The sequence below is a fragment of the Nocardia canadensis genome (assembly GCF_032656385.1).
GTDB classification, from domain to species: domain Bacteria; phylum Actinomycetota; class Actinomycetes; order Mycobacteriales; family Mycobacteriaceae; genus Nocardia; species Nocardia canadensis.
In genome coordinates this window covers 248,667-265,739 of the sequence record NZ_JAVCWB010000008.1, presented here as the reverse complement: position 1 = coordinate 265,739, position 17,073 = coordinate 248,667, and the positions used below count along the sequence as shown (strand labels likewise).

Below are 17,073 nucleotides of genomic sequence, written 5' to 3'. Positions count from 1 at the left end.
CCTGAGCAGGACACCATGATGAACACCCTTCTCGACTCTCTCCGCCTCCCCGTGGTCGCCGCACCGATGTTCCTGGTCTCCGGCCCGGACCTCGTGGTCGCGGCGTGCCGATCGGGCATCGCCGGTTCTTTTCCGACCCAGAACTGCCGAACCGTCGAAGATCTCGACGCCTGGATGGGGACGATCACCGACAGCCTGCGCGACGACGACGCGTCGCGACCCACCGGACCCTGGGCGGCGAACCTCATCACCCACAGCAGCAACGCACGATTGGCCGAGGACCTTCGACTCATCGCCGAGTACAAACCACAGATCGTCATCACCGCCCTCGGCTCGCCCCGGCCCGTCATGGATGTCGTCAAGAGCTACGGCGGTGTCGTCATCGCCGACGTGGTCAACATGAAGCTCGCGAGGAAGGCCGCGGAGGCCGGCGCCGACGGCATGGCGTGTGTCTCGGCCGGTGCCGGGGGCCACACCGGTCACCTCTCCCCGTTCGCCTTCACCTCCGCCGTGCGTGAGTTCTTCGAGGGGATGGTCATCATCGGCGGCGGCATCAGCGACGGGTACGGCGTCGCCGGTGCGATCACCGCGGGCGCCGACCTGGTGTACATGGGTACCAGATTCCTGGCTGCCGCCGAAAGCACAGCCCCAGCGGCGTACAAACAGATGGTCGTCGACCACGGACCGGACGACCTCGTCGTCAGCGCCGCGATCACCGGAACCCCGGCCTCGTGGCTCAAGCCGAGCCTGATCGCGTGCGGCCTGGACCCTGACGATCTCGAACCGCCGACCGTCGAGAAGAACTACACCGCGGGCACCGCCTCGCTCAAGAGGTGGAAGGACGTCTGGGCCGCCGGTCAAGGTCTACAAACCATCCGAGCCGTCGAATCGGTGAGCACGATCGTCCACCGTATCGAAAAGGAGTACGACACTGCCCTCAGCCGAGTTGCGGGCCGAACGGCCACTCGTCCTCGGGCCGGAGGCGGATCTGCACGAGATCGATCTTGGGGGACGTAGCCAGAACCGTGACGAAATGATGATGCGGCCGGAGTTCGCCTTCGAGGCCGACCTGCTGTCTCGGGGACTCTCCGACCACCTCTTACGACGACTCCGAACGCACCTGTTGCGGCCCACGTCTCGGCATCAACCCACTGGATACGCCACACCACCCTCGCCTACATCGAACGGGACTGCTCCGAGTTCGGTTGACTCGCAGGATGCGGGGTTTCAGGCCTCGAGTGCGGGCTGGTTGACCCGTTCGATTCAGATGGCGATGGCCACCCGCGGTTCCTGACGGGAATCCCAGTGTCGACTGTCGAGAACGTTGCGGACTCGCAGGCCGACCTCGCGAAACCCAGGAGCAAAACGTTGGGTCTACCTGCATGTCTATAGCGTAGACCTACAACATCTGTCTTCGTCGTTGACATCACTTCCCGGTAGGCGTGTACTGGGAACACCACCCGGTTCGGAAGTCGGAGACTTGCGGGTGATCAGGGGTCAGCTTGCGTCTACGTGGAAGCTGGCAAGCTCCTCTGTGGCCAACCACGAATGAGGAATCCGATGAGCCCCACGACCTTAGACCACGTTGTCGGCAGTGTGATCAAGGCTCACCCCGACCAGGCTGGTGGCGGCAGAGGTCTACTACCACCCGATAACGCCATGGCCGTTCACCTTGCTCAGCATCTGGACGACATCGGCGACGCGGTATCGGCAATAGTTGAGCAGTGCCGAGACAATGCCGCAGGCGTTGATGAAGCTGTGACCGAGGTGGTCACCGACCTCGACGAGATCATCTTCGAAGCACATTCCTTCCTGCGCAGACTCAGCCCGTAGTCCATGCAGCACACTGCTGCAGATCGACACGCAGCTACCCCGGACAGTTCTGCCTGAGCTGTCTGCGCAGGAAAGAGGCCGGCTACCCGCCTGCACGGCGAGAGCCGCTGCGAACCGCGTGCGTTCGCAGCGGAGATGCGATCAAGCCGCGCGCGATCACCGACCCGTCGAATCGTTCGCACGCAGACGACGCCACCGCCCATCGCACATATGCTTTACGCACCTGCGGAGAACGAGGGGGGATCAGGTGGGTGACACTCTGCATGTCGGCGACACGATCGGCCACGGCCAATTCCTGAGCAATGGGCGATTCCGCTTGACTCTACAGTCGAACGGAGTCTTGTCGCTCTCGGAATCCGGACGCGAGGTGACCGCGATGGCCCAGCGCGAAGATGGTCTCGTCACACAGATCATCGAGATGACCGCCGGTGGGCTCGTCGCCTACGATGCCGCCGGAACCGTGCTGTGGGAGGTCCCGTCGAGAGCGCCGGTCAGCTATGTGAAACTCGAAGGCGACGGGGACATCGCCATGTACGACGCGCGGGGCGAGGTCATCACTGCCCAGCACTCGGGGCGCTTTCGCACTGTCGGCGCGGAACTACGCGTCGGCGAGAGCCTGACGCGTGGCGAATCCATCACGCGAGGGGGGTTCGAGTTCGCCCTCGCCCGGGACGGGGTTCTGGTTCTGCGGAAGGGGATCGATACGCTGTGGGTCTCCCCTCCAGACATCGTCCCTTCGACACGAGCCACCCTCCAGTTCAACGGACGATTCACGGCGCACGGTGACGAAGGAGAGAACTGGAGCTTCGGCCCCGGCAGCCGCGACATCGACCGGTTGACTTTCCGCGATGACGGCGAGCTCGTCATCCTGTCGCGCACCGGCAGGCAACTGTGGTCCCTGCGCACCGGAACAGGATCGACAGCACCGATCGACATCGGGCGGAAACTGGACAGAGGCGAGTCGATGCAGATCGGTGAGCAGCTCCGAAAAGGAGTCTGCACGGTCACCCTGCACGAGAACGGGAACCTGGTGTGGCGGATGGGTACGCAATTCTTGCGTGAATCCTTCACCGGCGAATACGGATTCGAACGTCTCAGCATGAACTTCAACGGCAGCGCATCCCTGGACACGGCCGACGACATGTTCTTCGATCTCTCCGAAACCGCGGGCAGCGCCGCGACGCGGCTGTCGCTGCACCGGGACGGACGCCTGGTGCCCACCAGCGATATCGGAACGGCGGTCAGCGACGACATTCGGGGATTCACCCCGTACGATCTCGGCTACTCGTTCCTGCCTGTTGGTGACGGGTTGACGCATGGCCGGTATCTGAAGAACGGCACCACCACACTCACGTTCGGACCGGACGGAAACCTGACCCTGCACCACGGCAGCTCCATCTCCTGGAACACCGAAACCGCCGGCACCGGAGCGGATATCGTGCTCCTCGACGACAGCGGAAATCTCAGGCTGTCATCGAGCGGCGGCGACGTGTGGCAGACATATACGGTCGGATATCGAATCGACGCACTGGAGATCAACAGCTCGGGCACCGCCGAACTCAGATCGGAGAACTCGGTTCTCTGGTCTTCGGCACATGGTCGGCTCGTCAGCGAGTTCCATCTCGTCGGGCACTACTTGCCGCGCGACGCCAGCTTGCGCTGCGGCGACTACCTCAGCAACGGAAACTACACGCTGACCTTTCGTTCCGACGGCGCCCTGGAACTGCGCTCCAGCGAAGCCGACAACGCCACCGGATGGGTGCGAAACGCCGGCTGCGGTGCGGTTCGGGCAACCCTGCAGGGGGACGGGAATTTCGTCGGCTACGACGCGCGCGGCCGTCCCATGTGGGCTACCGGCACCAACGGCGTGGCGGTCAGCTGGCTCGTCCTGTACGCCGAGGGAACGGTGGCCCTCGTGAACTCCGCGGAACAACAGGTATGGTCGATAGAACCGTCGCGAACACCACCGGTCCAGCGACCACCGGCCGAACAATCTCCTGCCGTCGCCGGTGTCGTCCAGGAACCCGCACAGGCCGGCGTTTTCGCCACGATGCTGGAACCGTATCACCAGGAAGCCATGGCCCAGGCCGAGGAATTTCGGGCAGAGATGATTTCCCGTGGCACCGAGATAATCGGCGAGGTCGTTCGAACCGGGTTCCAGACGCTCGGAGACTTCTTGAACGAGTAGGAGCGCCGCCGTCGGAAGCGCACGTCAGCGCGTCCTCGGAGAGTCAGAGGCCCGGGCTGCGCACCGGTCATGACGTCATCGCCTGCGGCTGAACAGCTCCGCTGCGGTGTATTCGCGACTCGGCAGGGTGTCCAGGGCCGCTACGATTCGACGTTCCTCCCACTGGAAATGGGACTCCAGAATCGCCGACAGCCCGGCGATCTCCCCACGCACCGTGTCGAGTCTCTCGACGCTGAGCTCGGCGAGCGCGGCGGTCATCCGGGTCAGGATGTCTGCGACCAGATGGTGGTCGGCGGCGAGTTCGGCCAGTACCGGTGCCAGATCGGGGAAACGCTGGGCCAGAAGGGGAAACGCCGTCCGGTCCTCGCTCGTATGGTGGTCGGCGAGGGCCTGGCAGAAGGCCAGGCAGTGCGTACGCAAGTCTCGCAGCGGGCCGATCGGTTCGTTGTCCGGATACTGCTCCAGTGCGCGGGCGATGCGGCGCAGTTCGCCCCGCAGCCAGTGGTGGGTGTCGATCAGTTCGCGGCCCAGGGCGCCGACGTGCTGGGATTCGGTGGACATGGCGATCTCTCCTCGTGACGGAGGCCGGATGCGGCCATCGCTGCCGACGAGGACACGCGAAGGCCGAAAAATGCTGGGGCAGTAGAGTTATGCGCCACGCACGGCGCGAGCCGTGGTGTCAGCAGGGCAGGAGAAGTGGTCCCATTGGCTGCCTTCCGAAAGCGGTGCCTCCATGCCGACGCCGTCCACCCGGCGTGTACACGCGACACCGCATCCTATGCTGCGGCAGCGAGGGGTCTGTTCGCCATTACCAATTCGGCATCGTGGCCGCCCGAGCGCGGCGAGTGCGCGGGCGGCCGAAGTCCTCGCCGAATGTCGCGACACACAGTCACATGCCCGATGTGCTCACCCTGGCGGGTTGGTGGGTTGCGTCGAGAGGGATCAACTAGCCGAGGTGAACTCAGGCCGACTACTGCGTGGTCGGGAATCCTGCAGGCAGCTCGGCGGAGTCGAGGATCGCCGAGGCGGCAAGGACCGCGAGTGGGCTGAAAGCCGCTGCGACCTGCCTGGAGAGGGGCCTATTGATCTCAATGTCGTCAGCCCTAGACGACTAGGAGACACTGGTGATCGAAGGGGCAGTGGACGTGGCGCTAACGCTGGGGCGCGAGGGGCAGCTTTGCGCCTTGCTGGATCGGGTCGAGGATCGCGACCGAACCACGGTGCCGATCAGCATCACGCCGAGCGCGGCGGCGACGTTGTGCCGAGCATGTTCGATTTCCCTTTCCTCAACAACGTTCACGTTCAGCCAAGCATGCAGGTACGAGCGTCAGCCGCAAGGCCGCGGCAGACTTGCTCCCGGCTCCGGCAACACCAGAAGCGCCCGAGATCAGTGATTGCACCAACCCCCGAAACATCGACCCGGCGAAGTGCCTGCTCACCTCCCCGTCGGCATCGTGATCCGCAGCTCCGGCGGACGAAGGAGGTCAGGGTGCCTGCGGCGTCGGTGCCCGGTAGGCGGCGAGGAAGACTTCGACTCCGGCGTCGGCGTAGTGGTCGAGTTCGGCATCGGTGAATCGGGTGTCGTCACCGCAGAACATGACCTTGTTGACCGGGACCGAGACCACCAGCCAGGTGAAATGATTCGCGGCCAGCTCGGGCTCGACGGTGCGCAGCAGGCCGCGTTCGGTCAGTTGCGCGAAGCAGGAGGCCAGCATGGCGTGGACGCGTTCGGGACCGGCTTCGAAGTAGGCCCGACCCAGCTGCGGGAAGCGGCCGGCCTCGGCGATGACGAGCCGACGCACCCGTAGCTGCGCGGGCCGGGTGAGCAGGTGGACGAACCGGTGCGCCACCATGCGCAGGGTGGTCTCCACGTCGTCGGCGGAGGCGAGCTCGCCGATGGCTTCCCGGAACACCTGGTCGATCCCGCCGAGGCGGTCGAACACGATCTGCTCGAACAGCTTGTCCTTGCTGCCGAAGTGTTTGTAGATCGTCTGCTTCGACGAACCCGCGACTTTGGCGATCTCGTCGGTCTTCGCGCCGAGGTAGCCGTCGCGCAGGAACACCTCCATGGCCGCCTCCATGATCCGGCGGCGCGCCTGCTCGGCCGCGGTGTTCCCGACGAGGTCGGGTGCAGTTTCGGTCTGGGGCATGAGGCCTCCGGTATGTCGGATTCTCGGATCTGTTGACACCGACACCAGTGTACCGTACTGTTCAGTTCACCCAGAACTGTACGGTACAGTACACACCCTGAATCGAGCCGAGGACCTGCTCATGACCACCACTACCCCCGTCGCTCCCACCCTCGACCCCGCAGCGCACCACCACCACCCCGCGCTCGTCATCGCCGCCACCACCGCCGCAGCGCTGGGCGCGAATCTGGCGCTGTGGCTGGCCGGTTCGGCCGCCGGTGCGGAATTCAGCTACCTCGGCAACGGGACCACCGCCACCGCGACACTGGTGTGGGTCGCGGCCGAGACCGTGCTGCCGCTGCTGGTCGGACTCGGGCTGGCGACGGTGCTGGCGCTGCGTTGGCGCCGCATCCTGACCGTCGCCTCGGTCATCGGCGCGGTGGCGGCCCTGGCGACCGGGATCGGCCCGCTGGTGACCGATTTCGACTCCACCACCAGCTCGGTCTGCCTGGCGCTGATGCACCTCGTTGTCGCCGCGGCCGTCGTGATCGGGCTGCGTTCGGTCGCGACGTCGCTGCACTGACCTTCACCACCCAGCACCACTGTTCACCCACACTCTCTCGACCGATCGGCCGAGAACGACCACCACTGATGGAGAATCCGATGCGCAAGATCATTTCCAGCCTGTTCGTCTCCGCCGACGGCGTCGCCGAAGCCCCCGACACCTGGCACTTCCCCTACTTCAACGACGAGATGGGCGCCGCCATCGGCGCCGGTATGGGTACCTCCGATGCCATGCTGCTGGGCCGGGTGCAGTACGAGGAGTTCGCCGCCCACTGGCCCACCAGCGACGACGAGTTCGCCGGCTTCATGAACAACCAGAAGAAGTACGTCGCCACCACCACGCTCACCGAAGCCACCTGGAACAACACCGAGATCATCGGCGGCGACGTCCTCACCGGGATCAGCGAACTCAAGACCACCGACGGCGGCGACATCGCCATCACCGGAAGCCTCACCCTGGTCCAGTCCCTGCTGCGCGCAGGCCTGCTCGACCAGCTGCAGCTGTTCGTCCACCCGGTCGTCCTGGGCAAGGGCGCGCGCTGGTTCGACAAGCTCGACGACAGCGTCGAGCTGAAACTCGCCTCAGCCGAGGCGTTCAGCACCGGCGTGATCAACCAGATCTACACCCCCGCCAAATAGCGGTCACCACCACCGAACCCGGACGGGGATGGTGCTCGACACACTGGAGAACATCGACTGCGGTCAGCTTTCCGACGTCGGCGCTGCAGGGCTACTACCCGGCCGGCTCGATGTGGATCACGCGGCGGTGGCCGGTCACTCACTGGGTTGCCGCCGCGCTACTCGCCGCCGCGCAGGACAACCGATTCGACGCCGCGATCAACGTGGAGGCCCTCCTCGCATTGCTTTCGACGGGCGGGCCCCCGTCCTCGCCCTCGTATCGGGGCAGGGAACCGGCAGCACCGATGGGGACGAGCGCTACGCGGATGCGCTCAGGCATGTGCTGGCCACCGCCGCCGAACCCAACTACCAACTCACTGTCCCTGGCGCGGCACACCGCGGGTTCACCGACGCACCGCTGTATCTTCCGCCTATACCTGCGCTACTCGGGACACTGAAACGTGAAGAGAGCCTGCGGATCCCAGCCGGGGCCTCGCGCGCGTACCTGGACGCCGTGGTCCGCGGACAAGACAATGGGCTCACGAACGCTCGCCGATCTTGGAACGCTGGATCAGCCGCGACAGGTGCGGCACTGTAGGGCGAACCAGGGAAGGGAATCTATGAAGTCGATCGACACAAGTCTGCGGACGGACTCCTCGCGAAAGCCGGCCCTCGAATCCATCCGCGCCGCGCTGCGGCGGATCGGCGGGCACGTCATCTCACCGGGCCGTCTCGCTGCCCCGGTCGCCCTGGCGGTGCTGGTATCGGGCCTGGGCGCGCTGAGCGGCCCGGAGGCACACGCGTCCGAGGTCACCCAGCGCAGCTACACCAATGCAGCGGGCACCCGCGACTACTACCTACACGTCCCGCCCGGTGATCTTGCGGGCAAGCCCCTCATGATCTACCTGCACGGCTGTACCGATCCGGAGGCGCAGCTGGCCGGCAACGGGTTCGCGCTGACGCGGGTCGCCGACGAATTGGGCTTCGTTCTCGCGTACCCGATCCAGACCCGAGCAGCCAACGAGCGCCACTGCTGGAACTGGTTCGATCCGGCCAACCAGCAGCGCGAGACCGGTGAGCCGTCGATTGTCGCGGGCATCACCACCACCCTGATCCAGGAGTTCGGGCTCGATCGCGACCGGGTCTATGTCGGCGGCTACTCTGCGGGCGGCGGCATGAGCACGGTCATGGCCGCCACCTACCCGGACCTGTACGCCGCGATCGCACCGATGGCCGCAGGGCCGTACGGGATCAACCCGCAGCCGCCATACACCGACATCACCGGCGCCGGCATTATCGAGGCCATGGGCCCGCGCGCCCGCCCGGTGCCCGCCTTCTTCCTCCAGGATCTGGCCGACCAGACCAGCCTCTACCCGATCGGACGCGCGAACATCCTGCAGTGGCTCGGCGCCGACCGGCGGGCGGGCATCCGCACCCTCGCGGACACCCCTACCGCCGTCACCACCACCGCCGACCCGGTGCCCGCGACTATCGAGCACTACTCGAGCCAGGGCTGCGAGCTGGCCCAATTCGTCACACCGATCGGACCGGATCACATCGGCGGCGGACTACTGATGCAATCGACCAGCGGTCTGGCCCTGCAACGCAGAATGATGGAATTCCTGCTGGCGCACCGACTTCCCGGCCTGCAAGGAGCCTGCTGACCCGGCCGTCCCGCGCCCCGGCTCGACGGTGGTGCACGCAGTCACCCGAAGCGATCATGGGATTCTGGCAATGAAACACGACTCCCCCACAGTTCTGGAAGCACTCGACACAGCCTGGGACCCAGAACGCGGATACCTCGGCGACCTCCGCGACGGCAGATTCGTCCCCGAGCTGGGTGACGCGTACCTGGAGCTCCTCCAGACGATCGAGATGCCCGAACGAGAACGGCTTCACCCCGACTTCGTCCGACTGCTGTGGTTCGCCCCGCGGTTCTCCGAATGGCAGACCCAACGCACCGTAGATCGAGGAGCCGACCGGGTCGAACTATCGGAGTACTCGAACCTGATTTGGAACGCAATCATAGAACTGCTCGGCGCTGAAGTTCCCCCGCCTTCTCGGAGAAGCCCCTCGACGTCGCCACGCCCGAGGGCACACCGAGGTAGGTACTGCGGCAGCCGTTCCAATTCTGAGGTGACTGACCGAACTGTGGTATTTCGGTGGGGTGACCACGCGAGCGTGCGAACCACCCCGCCCGCGAGTCGAGGTAGAGGTCGATCGAGTCGAGTACGTGGATTCGGCCACATGACGGTCTTCCGCGTGGGCCGAACGATGACGAAAGGCATTAATCTCAGAGCCTTTTCGACCATGTGTCGAACACCACACTCCGAAAGAATCGACCCATGGACACCATTACCCCCGCCGAGAACATCGAGCGCCAACTGCTTCGCATCAGCTGGGATGTGTGCTGGTCACACCCCCGACGCGCATTCATCGCTTACTGCGTCGACTTTCCAAATCTGTCGTGCTCGCACCCGACGTCGTCCGATGCGGCGCTGGACGGATTGGAGAACATGGTCCGGATCGAGCTGCGCCGAAGCCAGTGACGATGTCGTCCCAGGCGATGCCACGCCTCGCCGGCTTCAGGCCCGAGTCGCGAGAAATTCGACGCACGTGTGGATGGTCGCCAGACGCGGATAGTCGCATTCATCGATGCGGATTCTCGTCGCTGTCGTGAGCCGCTCGACGAAGGTCAGGAAATCCAGAGAGTCGAGATCGAGAGTAGTGCGCAGAGGGGCATCTGCTGGCAGGGTTGCCAGATCGGCGGCGGTCGCGAAGCCGCGCAGCGCACGTCGGACGGCCTCCTCCGCGTCTTCACGAGACAGCGTTGCGGACATGGCGTTCACACCTCTCTGAATTCACAACTGCTCCGGATGTTGCAGCAGGTCGCCGATCGTGTTGAGGAAGCGCGCGCCCACGGCGCCATCGCTCGCGCGGTGGTCGGCGGACAGAGTGACCGTCGCCTGTGGGCGGACTCCTAGTAGGCCGTTCACCGCGCATGGTCGCTCACTGACGGCCCCGAAACCGACGATCGCCACCTGCGGCGGGGGAATCACTCCGAACACCATGTCGACGCCGAGGTCGCCGAGATTCGTGACGGTGATACTCGCCGGCGCGGCATCCGAGGACAGGAGTCGTGCCGAACGCGCCCGGTCTACGGCACCCCGGAGCCGCACCATGAGCTCACCGAGCGGGACCGAGTCGGCACCGACGATGGTCGGAGCGATCAGGCCACCCCCGCGCAGGGAGACGATGACCCCGAGGTCTACGGACCCGGACGGATGGAATGCGTCATCGACCCAGTGGCCGTTGACCTCGGGGACGGCGAGCGCGGCCAGCGCCACCGCACGCATGTGTACCGCGGCCATGATCATCCGATCCTGTACCGAAGCGGCTGCGTTCGTCGCGTGCAACCAATCGGTCGCGGCACGAAGATCAAGGGTGGCGGACAGATAGTAATGCGGGATGGTCTGTTTGGACTGTGTCATCGTTGTTGCGACGGCTCGGCGCACCGCGGCCCGGTCCCGCGGGCCGCTTGTGCGAGGGAATGTACGGACCTCGACGGGAGGCTGGTGCTCCGCCGCCTGCTCGACATCACCGAATCCGATCGCGCCGTCAGGTCCGGTGCCCTGGACGGCAGCGAGGTCGACACCGCGGCGGGCCGCCAGGTCACGGGCACGTCCGGACGCCCGGATATGGGGTGCCGGGTGCGTCGCGCCGTCGGCCCCGGTCAAGTCCGGCGCGGGCGGAGGCGATGCCGGGATCCTGGTGGGCGCGATGTCGCGCACGGCGACGGCGTCGTCTATGTCAGCGCGCAAAACGCGTCCATCGGGCCCGGAACCGTGGACCGACGACAGGTCGATACCCGCTTCCTGCGCCAAACGCCGGACCAGCGGAGTGGCCCGCACCCGGTCGACCGGTGCCGAACCCGTGACCTCCCGCGGCGCGGAGTCGTTCACCGGGTGCGCCGGCGACGAAGCGGGCTCCGTGGCGGGATGATCGACCGGTCGAATGGTCGCCAGTGCGGTGCCCACCGGTACGGTGGTCCCCTCCGGCACGAGCAGTTCCGCGATGGTTCCGTCTTCGAAACACTCCACTTCGATCGCGGCCTTGGCGGTGTCGACCTCTGCGACGATATCGCCCTTGCGCACGACATCGCCGGGACCGACTCGCCATTGCAGGAGAGTGCCCTGCTCCATGTCAGCCCCCAGCGACGGCATGCGGAATTCGGCCATCAGCCCGCCACCTCACGTATCGCAGCGACGACGTCGGTCGCTTGGGGCAGCGCGGCCCGCTCGAGGTGTTCGGCATACGGGATCGGAACCTCGGCCGTGCACACCCGGCGCACGGGGGCATCGAGCTCGTAATAGGCATCCTCGGCGGCGCGCGCGGCGATCTCGGCGGCGATCCCCACACTGCGCCAGCCCTCATCGACGACGACGAGGCGATGCGTTCGGCCCAGCGATTCCAGCACTGTCGCCTCATCCAACGGTCGCAGGACTCGCAGATCGATGACCTCGGCATCGATCCCGTCGGCAGCCACTTCGTCCGCGGCCGCTCGCGCCACCCGCAGCGCGCCACCGTAGGCCACGACGGTCACATCCGAGCCGTGCCGCTGGATCCGCGCCTGGGTGATATCGGTCGCGCCCGCGTTCTCGTCGACGTCCTCCTCGCTGTTGTACAGGGCGATCGGCTCGAAGATCAGCACCGGGTCAGGATCTTGCAGCGCGGTCCACAGCATGCCGCGAGCGTCGGCGACCGTCGCTGCCGAGACCACGCGCAGTCCGGGGATATGGGCGTAGAAGGACTCCAGACTGTGCGAGTGCTGGGCTGCCAGCTGCCGTCCCGCGCCGGTGGCCATCCGGATCACCAGCGGGACCGACACCTGCCCACCGGACATGTGGCGCAGCGTAGCCGCGTTGTTGAGTATTTGGTCGAGGGCAAGAAGGCTGAAATTCACGGTCATGATCTCGACGATGGGCCGCAATCCCCCGAGCGCCGCGCCGATACCCGCACCGACGAAGGCCGACTCGCTCAACGGAGTGTCTCTGATGCGGTCCGGCCCGAACTCGTCGAGCAGACCCCGGCTGACGCCGAAGCAACCGCCGTAGGCACCGACGTCCTCCCCCATCAGGAAGACTCGTCCGTCTCGGATTATCGCCTCGCGCAACGCTTCACGTACCGCGTCACGGTATGTCGTCGTCATGGCGTCTCCGTGTAGACGTAGCGAGTGAGATCTTCAGTCGGCTCTATGGCGGCGGCATCGGCCACGGCGACCGCGGCGTCGATCTCGTCGTCAGCGACTCGCTCCAGCGCTTCGAGATCGTCGGCGCCGAGATCGCCCGTGTCGCGCAGGTGGGCGAACAGCGCGGGAATCGGATCGCGCCGGACCCACTGCGCGATCTCGGCCTTGTCGCGATAGCGGTCCGCGTCGTACAGCGAATGGGCTCGGAATCGATATGTCCGCAGTTCGAGGAAGCATGGTCCGCCGCCGCCACGGATAGTGGCCACCGCCCGGTCCGTCGCGGCGGCCACCGCGCAGGCGTCCATGCCGTCAACCGGCCACGCGGGCAATCCGTAGGAGGAGGCGCGCAGGGCCAGGTCTGTCACAGCGTGTTCGTGGGCGAGGGCAGTCCCCATGGCGTATCGATTGTTCTCACAGGCGAACAGCACGGGAAGCCGCCACAGAGCCGCCAGATTCAGCGATTCGTGGAATACTCCCTCGGCCATGGCCCCGTCGCCGAACAGGCAGACCGTCACGGCGTCGCGTGCTCGGACAACGTCGGCCAGGGCCAGCCCGACCGCGATCGGCAGGCCGCCGGCGACGATGGCGTTGCCGCCGTAGAAGCGGCGCTCGACGTCGAACAGGTGCATCGATCCGCCGTGCCCGCGGCTACAGCCGCTCGCCCGGCCGTACATTTCGGCCATGATCGAGTTCATCGGAACACCTCGGGCGAGCGCGTGCCCGTGTTCGCGGTAGGTCGACACCACCGCGTCCTCCGGTGTGAGAGCGCCCAGCACGCCTGACGCGACTGCCTCCTCACCGATATACAGATGGAGAAATCCGCGAATCGTTCCCTCGCTATAGAGCTGGACGCAGCGCTCCTCGAATCGGCGAATGCGGACCATCTGGCGCAGCAGATCGATGCGCCGCGCGCTGTCCGGCGGGTAGTCGGGGCCGGTCACGGCGCCTCCTCCACGGTCGAGACGTCACCCTCGGGCAGGCCGAGTTCGCGTGCCTTCAGCAGCCGCCGCATGACCTTTCCGCTGCGGGTGTGGGGCAGGCTGGACGCGAAGTCGATCTGCTTGGGCGCGACCGCGCCGAGTGCGCTCCTGCCGAAGGCGATCAGTTCTGATCGCAGTTCCTCCGACGGAGGAATACCGGACCGCAACACCACGAATGCCTTGACGACTTCGCCTGCGACCGGATCAGGCGTCCCGATGACACCGGCCTCGGCGACCGTGGGGTGCCGCATCAGAGCACTCTCGACCTCGAACGGACCGACCAGATGGCCTGCCGATTTGATCACATCGTCGGCACGACCGACGAACCAGTAGTAGCCGTCACCGTCGCGGCGGGCCAGATCGCCGCTGAGATACCACCCGTCGACGAAACACCGCTGATATCGCTCGGGTTGGTCCCAGTAGGCCCGGAACATCGATGGCCAGCCCGTGCGCAGCGCGAGCTCGCCGATCTCCCCCACGTCGGCGACATCGATGGCACCGTCACGCACCAGTGCGCGCCCGTCAGCACCACGCCGCACCACCGCCGCCTCGATACCGGGGACCGGTCGGCCCATCGATCCGGGCCGCACCGGGGTGGCGGCAAAGTTGGCGATCATGATCGCGCCCGTCTCGGTCTGCCACCAGTTGTCGTGCACCGGTTGGCCGAGGACCCGCTCACCCCACAGCACCACCTCTGGGTTGAGCGGCTCTCCTACACTGGCGATGAATCGCAGACACCCCAAGTCGGTGCCCGCGGGCAAGTCGTCTCCGCTACGCATGAGCATGCGCAAAGCGGTAGGCGCGGTGTACCAGACCGAGACACGATGGGCCGTCAGAATCCGGTACCACCGCCGGGCATCGAACTCGCTCTCGTCACTGATCAGCGTGACCCCCAGACACAGCGGAGCGATGACGCCATAGGACATCCCGGTGACCCAGCCGGGATCGGCTGTGCACCAGAAGATGTCACCGTCCTGTAGGTCCAAAGCGAATCGTCCGGTCACGATATGGGCGAGTACCGCACCGTGGACGTGAAGTGCCCCTTTGGGTCGTCCCGTCGTACCACTGGTGAAGTGCAGGAGTGCGGGGTCCTCGGCCGTCGTGGGTGTGAGCTCGAAGTCCGGGTCGGACGCGGCCATGGCCGCGGGCAGATCCGTTCCTCCTGGTCCCCCGTCGGTGAGCAGTACCTTCCGCAGAGCGGGCAGCGCGTCCCGGATCGGAGCCACTTTACGCCGATAGAGCGGCTCGGAGGTGATCAACGCCGCGGCGCCGGCGATATCGAGCCGCTGACGGACTGGCTCCGGGCCGAACGCCGAGAACATCGGCGCAACCACACATCCAGCCTTCAGGATCCCCAGCACCGCGATATACAGATCGGGACATCGGCCCAGCAATATTCCGACACGCTCACCGCGCTGAATCCCTTGTGCCCGAAGCACGTTCGCGAACCTATTGCTCGCCTCGGCAAGATCAGCGTAGCTCGATTCCACCACAACGCCGTCGGCCCGGACCCATCGCAACGCGATGGTGCGCGCCCTGGGGCCCGCGGCGTGCCTGTCGACCGCCTCGTACGCGATATTGAGACCGCCACCGGGCAACCCGGCGAGCTGCGAGCGCGCCGCGTCCCAAGAGAAGTCGCGACACGTCGCGTCGTAGTCGCGCAGATTCGCAGGACCACGTCGCGGGCTCTGTGTGCCCATCGACCCAACGGCGAGCGGGTCGTCGCACGGGGCGCCGGGTGGGGTCATTTCCGTCCTTTCGTCCTCGTCCAATCGGGCGATCATCGCGTTGCGCTCAGACCGGGGTGACTCGGCTGATGCTGCATCGAGGAGAACCGCGAAGCCGCGACCTCCTCCTGCGCCCGCAACTCGGACCCGGTGAGCACATAAGCGTCCGATCCGGGAAAGGTCAGCGCCCGATGACCGTCATCGGCCCAGTGCACCAGGTAGGGCGGCGACCCGTCTGCTGAGTGCACTTCCTCGATCAGCCCCCGCCGGACGGCGCCGCCGACGGTATGTCCCTCGACGACGAGCCAGTCACCCGGTTTCGCATGCACGACGGGCCTCCTGATCGTCTTCCTTGTCAATGTCCATGCTCCGATTCGCTCGCTCGCCGCCATAGTGCCGATGGTCCCGCCAGGAAGGGGCGATCGGACAGTTCTCGCCTGGTGCCGCTCGGCGACGCCCTGACATCGGACTGTCGGGTCGGCCGAGGTCACCCACCCGTCTCGACGGCGATACGACGTTCCTGCGTCTTCTCGGGCTCGGTCACAGGGATCGACACGGTGAGGATGCCTTGGTCGTACTTGGCGGAGATGTCGTCTTCGGCCGCACCTGCGGGCAAGGCGATCGAGCGAGTAAACGAGCCGTATCCGAACTCGGTGCGACCTTTGGTCTCCTTGCGCTCGCTACGCTCGGCCGTGATTGTCAGCACGCCCTCTCGTACGGTCACGGCGATATCCTTCGCTGGATCGACACCAGGGAGTTCTGCCCGCAGCAGGTACTTGCCGTCGGTGATCTCTTCCTCGACCTTGATGAGCCGGCCTTCGAAGAGCGGGCGGAGGTTCTCGACCGGCGGGAACCCGGTCAGCCAGTCGTTCACCGCGGGAAACAAGCGATGACGGTGGGCAGGCAGATTACTCATGATCGACTCCTCGTCTGTTGTTCTCGGACTCCTCGATCCCATCAAGATCCGGACGTTTCGGCCTAGGGCCGGCCGTCCCACGGGTTGGCGACCTGTGGCACTTTTCGCCACCACGCGCGCGGATCGAGACTGACTGGAATCGGGCTCAGGAGGAAACGGTGACTCTCGCGCACAACGTCGATCCGGTCCTCGCCCACGATCTCGAAGTGACGATCGACGCGGCTGGGATCGAGCTGTCAGGACGGCTACGTGTGCCACCGCACGCACTCGGCGTGGTGGTCGTTGCCCACGGCAGCGGAAGCAGGCGAGGCCACCGACGAAACGTGATCCTCGCTCAGGCCCTGGCGAGCACCGACTCGCCTCCGTGAGCGTCGACCTGCTGTCGCCGAACGAACAACACGATGCCGACAGAGTTTTCGATGTCCGCCTCCTCGGCAGCAGACTGGCCGGCGCCCGGCGTTGGCTGTGGACGACGCTCTGCCGCGATCTTCCTGTCGGCTACTTCGGCCTCGGCTCCGACGCGCCAGCGGCCCTGTGGGCTGCCGCCGAACCGCACAGCAGAATCGGCGCCGTGGTCATCCGGGGCGGACGCCCGGATCTGGCAGACGCACGGCTGGCCCGAATCACGGCACCGACCTTGTTCCTGATCGGTGGCGAAGATCGACAAGTGCTGGTGCACAACCGTTCCGCGGCCGCACGCATGCGGTGCGAACACCGTGACCCGGTCGCAGGGGCGACTGACTCCTCCGGTCAACTGAACACCGACACTGGTGGACGGGACACGTCCTCAGCGCGGCGGGGTGCCGCCGCGCGCTACCCGCCCTCCGGAGGACCACCGCGGATTCTCACGTCTCGGCGGCCGGTTCGTCA

At 66.0% G+C, this 17,073-nt stretch carries 17 protein-coding genes; 7 read left to right on the top strand and 10 right to left on the bottom strand.

Annotation, left to right across the window (positions count from 1 at the left end):
* Nucleotides 1-15: 15 nt before the first annotated feature.
* The 3 genes from Q7X29_RS14945 (at nucleotide 16) to Q7X29_RS14935 (ending at nucleotide 4,021) form a co-directional block, all read left to right on the top strand.
* Nucleotides 16-1,017, top strand: a complete 1,002-nt coding sequence (locus Q7X29_RS14945) for an NAD(P)H-dependent flavin oxidoreductase (protein ID WP_316574442.1) — start codon at nucleotides 16-18, stop codon at nucleotides 1,015-1,017.
* A gap of 543 nt (nucleotides 1,018-1,560) precedes the next feature.
* Complete coding sequence (locus tag Q7X29_RS14940; RefSeq protein WP_316574441.1) at nucleotides 1,561-1,833, top strand: hypothetical protein; 273 nt, start codon at nucleotides 1,561-1,563, stop codon at nucleotides 1,831-1,833.
* A gap of 247 nt (nucleotides 1,834-2,080) precedes the next feature.
* A complete protein-coding gene (locus Q7X29_RS14935; RefSeq protein WP_316574440.1) occupies nucleotides 2,081-4,021 on the top strand; it encodes a hypothetical protein in 1,941 nt (646 codons plus the stop codon).
* Nucleotides 4,022-4,096: 75 nt separating this feature from the next.
* On the opposite strand, the gene Q7X29_RS14930 is transcribed toward Q7X29_RS14935, so the two are convergent.
* Both Q7X29_RS14930 and Q7X29_RS14925 read right to left on the bottom strand, forming a co-directional pair.
* Complete coding sequence (locus Q7X29_RS14930; protein WP_316574439.1) at nucleotides 4,097-4,582, bottom strand: hemerythrin domain-containing protein; 486 nt, start codon at nucleotides 4,580-4,582, stop codon at nucleotides 4,097-4,099.
* 923 nt (nucleotides 4,583-5,505) lie between these two features.
* Entirely contained in the window at nucleotides 5,506-6,171 is a 666-nt protein-coding gene (locus Q7X29_RS14925) for a TetR/AcrR family transcriptional regulator (RefSeq protein ID WP_316574438.1), read from the bottom strand.
* Nucleotides 6,172-6,292: 121 nt separating this feature from the next.
* Here Q7X29_RS14925 and Q7X29_RS14920 point away from each other — a divergent pair, with 121 nt between their 5' ends.
* The 4 genes from Q7X29_RS14920 to Q7X29_RS14905 all read left to right on the top strand — a co-directional run bounded on the left by Q7X29_RS14920 (nucleotide 6,293) and on the right by Q7X29_RS14905 (nucleotide 9,881).
* Nucleotides 6,293-6,733, top strand: a complete 441-nt coding sequence (locus tag Q7X29_RS14920; protein WP_316574437.1) for a DUF6069 family protein — start codon at nucleotides 6,293-6,295, stop codon at nucleotides 6,731-6,733.
* Nucleotides 6,734-6,813: 80 nt separating this feature from the next.
* Entirely contained in the window at nucleotides 6,814-7,353 is a 540-nt protein-coding gene (locus Q7X29_RS14915) for a dihydrofolate reductase family protein (protein WP_316574436.1), read from the top strand.
* Nucleotides 7,354-7,952: 599 nt separating this feature from the next.
* Complete coding sequence (locus tag Q7X29_RS14910) at nucleotides 7,953-8,996, top strand: extracellular catalytic domain type 1 short-chain-length polyhydroxyalkanoate depolymerase (protein WP_316574435.1); 1,044 nt, start codon at nucleotides 7,953-7,955, stop codon at nucleotides 8,994-8,996.
* A gap of 681 nt (nucleotides 8,997-9,677) precedes the next feature.
* Nucleotides 9,678-9,881 carry a hypothetical protein gene (locus Q7X29_RS14905; protein WP_218718995.1) on the top strand — a complete coding sequence of 68 codons (204 nt, stop codon included), beginning with the start codon at nucleotides 9,678-9,680 and terminating at the stop codon, nucleotides 9,879-9,881.
* Between the two features lie 36 nt (nucleotides 9,882-9,917).
* Here Q7X29_RS14905 and Q7X29_RS14900 read toward each other — a convergent pair whose 3' ends face one another.
* From Q7X29_RS14900 to Q7X29_RS14865, 8 genes are all read right to left on the bottom strand, one after another.
* Nucleotides 9,918-10,172: an acyl carrier protein gene (locus tag Q7X29_RS14900; RefSeq protein ID WP_316574434.1), complete on the bottom strand. Its 255-nt coding sequence runs from the start codon at nucleotides 10,170-10,172 to the stop codon at nucleotides 9,918-9,920.
* A gap of 21 nt (nucleotides 10,173-10,193) precedes the next feature.
* Nucleotides 10,194-11,570, bottom strand: a complete 1,377-nt coding sequence (locus tag Q7X29_RS14895; RefSeq protein ID WP_316574433.1) for a 2-oxo acid dehydrogenase subunit E2 — start codon at nucleotides 11,568-11,570, stop codon at nucleotides 10,194-10,196.
* On the bottom strand, nucleotides 11,570-12,541 hold the full coding sequence (locus tag Q7X29_RS14890; RefSeq protein ID WP_316574432.1) for an alpha-ketoacid dehydrogenase subunit beta: 972 nt from the start codon (nucleotides 12,539-12,541) through the stop codon (nucleotides 11,570-11,572). Before Q7X29_RS14890 ends, Q7X29_RS14895 begins: the two co-directional genes overlap by 1 nt.
* Nucleotides 12,538-13,521, bottom strand: coding sequence for a pyruvate dehydrogenase (acetyl-transferring) E1 component subunit alpha (pdhA, locus tag Q7X29_RS14885; RefSeq protein WP_394358685.1), 984 nt, complete (start codon nucleotides 13,519-13,521; stop codon nucleotides 12,538-12,540). Before pdhA ends, Q7X29_RS14890 begins: the two co-directional genes overlap by 4 nt.
* On the bottom strand, nucleotides 13,518-15,260 hold the full coding sequence (gene acsA / locus Q7X29_RS14880) for an acetate--CoA ligase (RefSeq protein WP_316574431.1): 1,743 nt from the start codon (nucleotides 15,258-15,260) through the stop codon (nucleotides 13,518-13,520). The genes pdhA and acsA overlap by 4 nt, the downstream gene beginning before the upstream one ends.
* 80 nt (nucleotides 15,261-15,340) lie before the next feature.
* Complete coding sequence (locus tag Q7X29_RS14875; RefSeq protein ID WP_316574430.1) at nucleotides 15,341-15,616, bottom strand: DUF1918 domain-containing protein; 276 nt, start codon at nucleotides 15,614-15,616, stop codon at nucleotides 15,341-15,343.
* Between the two features lie 158 nt (nucleotides 15,617-15,774).
* Complete coding sequence (locus tag Q7X29_RS14870; protein ID WP_316574429.1) at nucleotides 15,775-16,203, bottom strand: Hsp20/alpha crystallin family protein; 429 nt, start codon at nucleotides 16,201-16,203, stop codon at nucleotides 15,775-15,777.
* A 334-nt stretch (nucleotides 16,204-16,537) separates the two neighbouring features.
* Nucleotides 16,538-16,882, bottom strand: coding sequence for a hypothetical protein (locus Q7X29_RS14865; RefSeq protein ID WP_316574428.1), 345 nt, complete (start codon nucleotides 16,880-16,882; stop codon nucleotides 16,538-16,540).
* Between the last annotated feature and the right edge of the window lie 191 nt (nucleotides 16,883-17,073).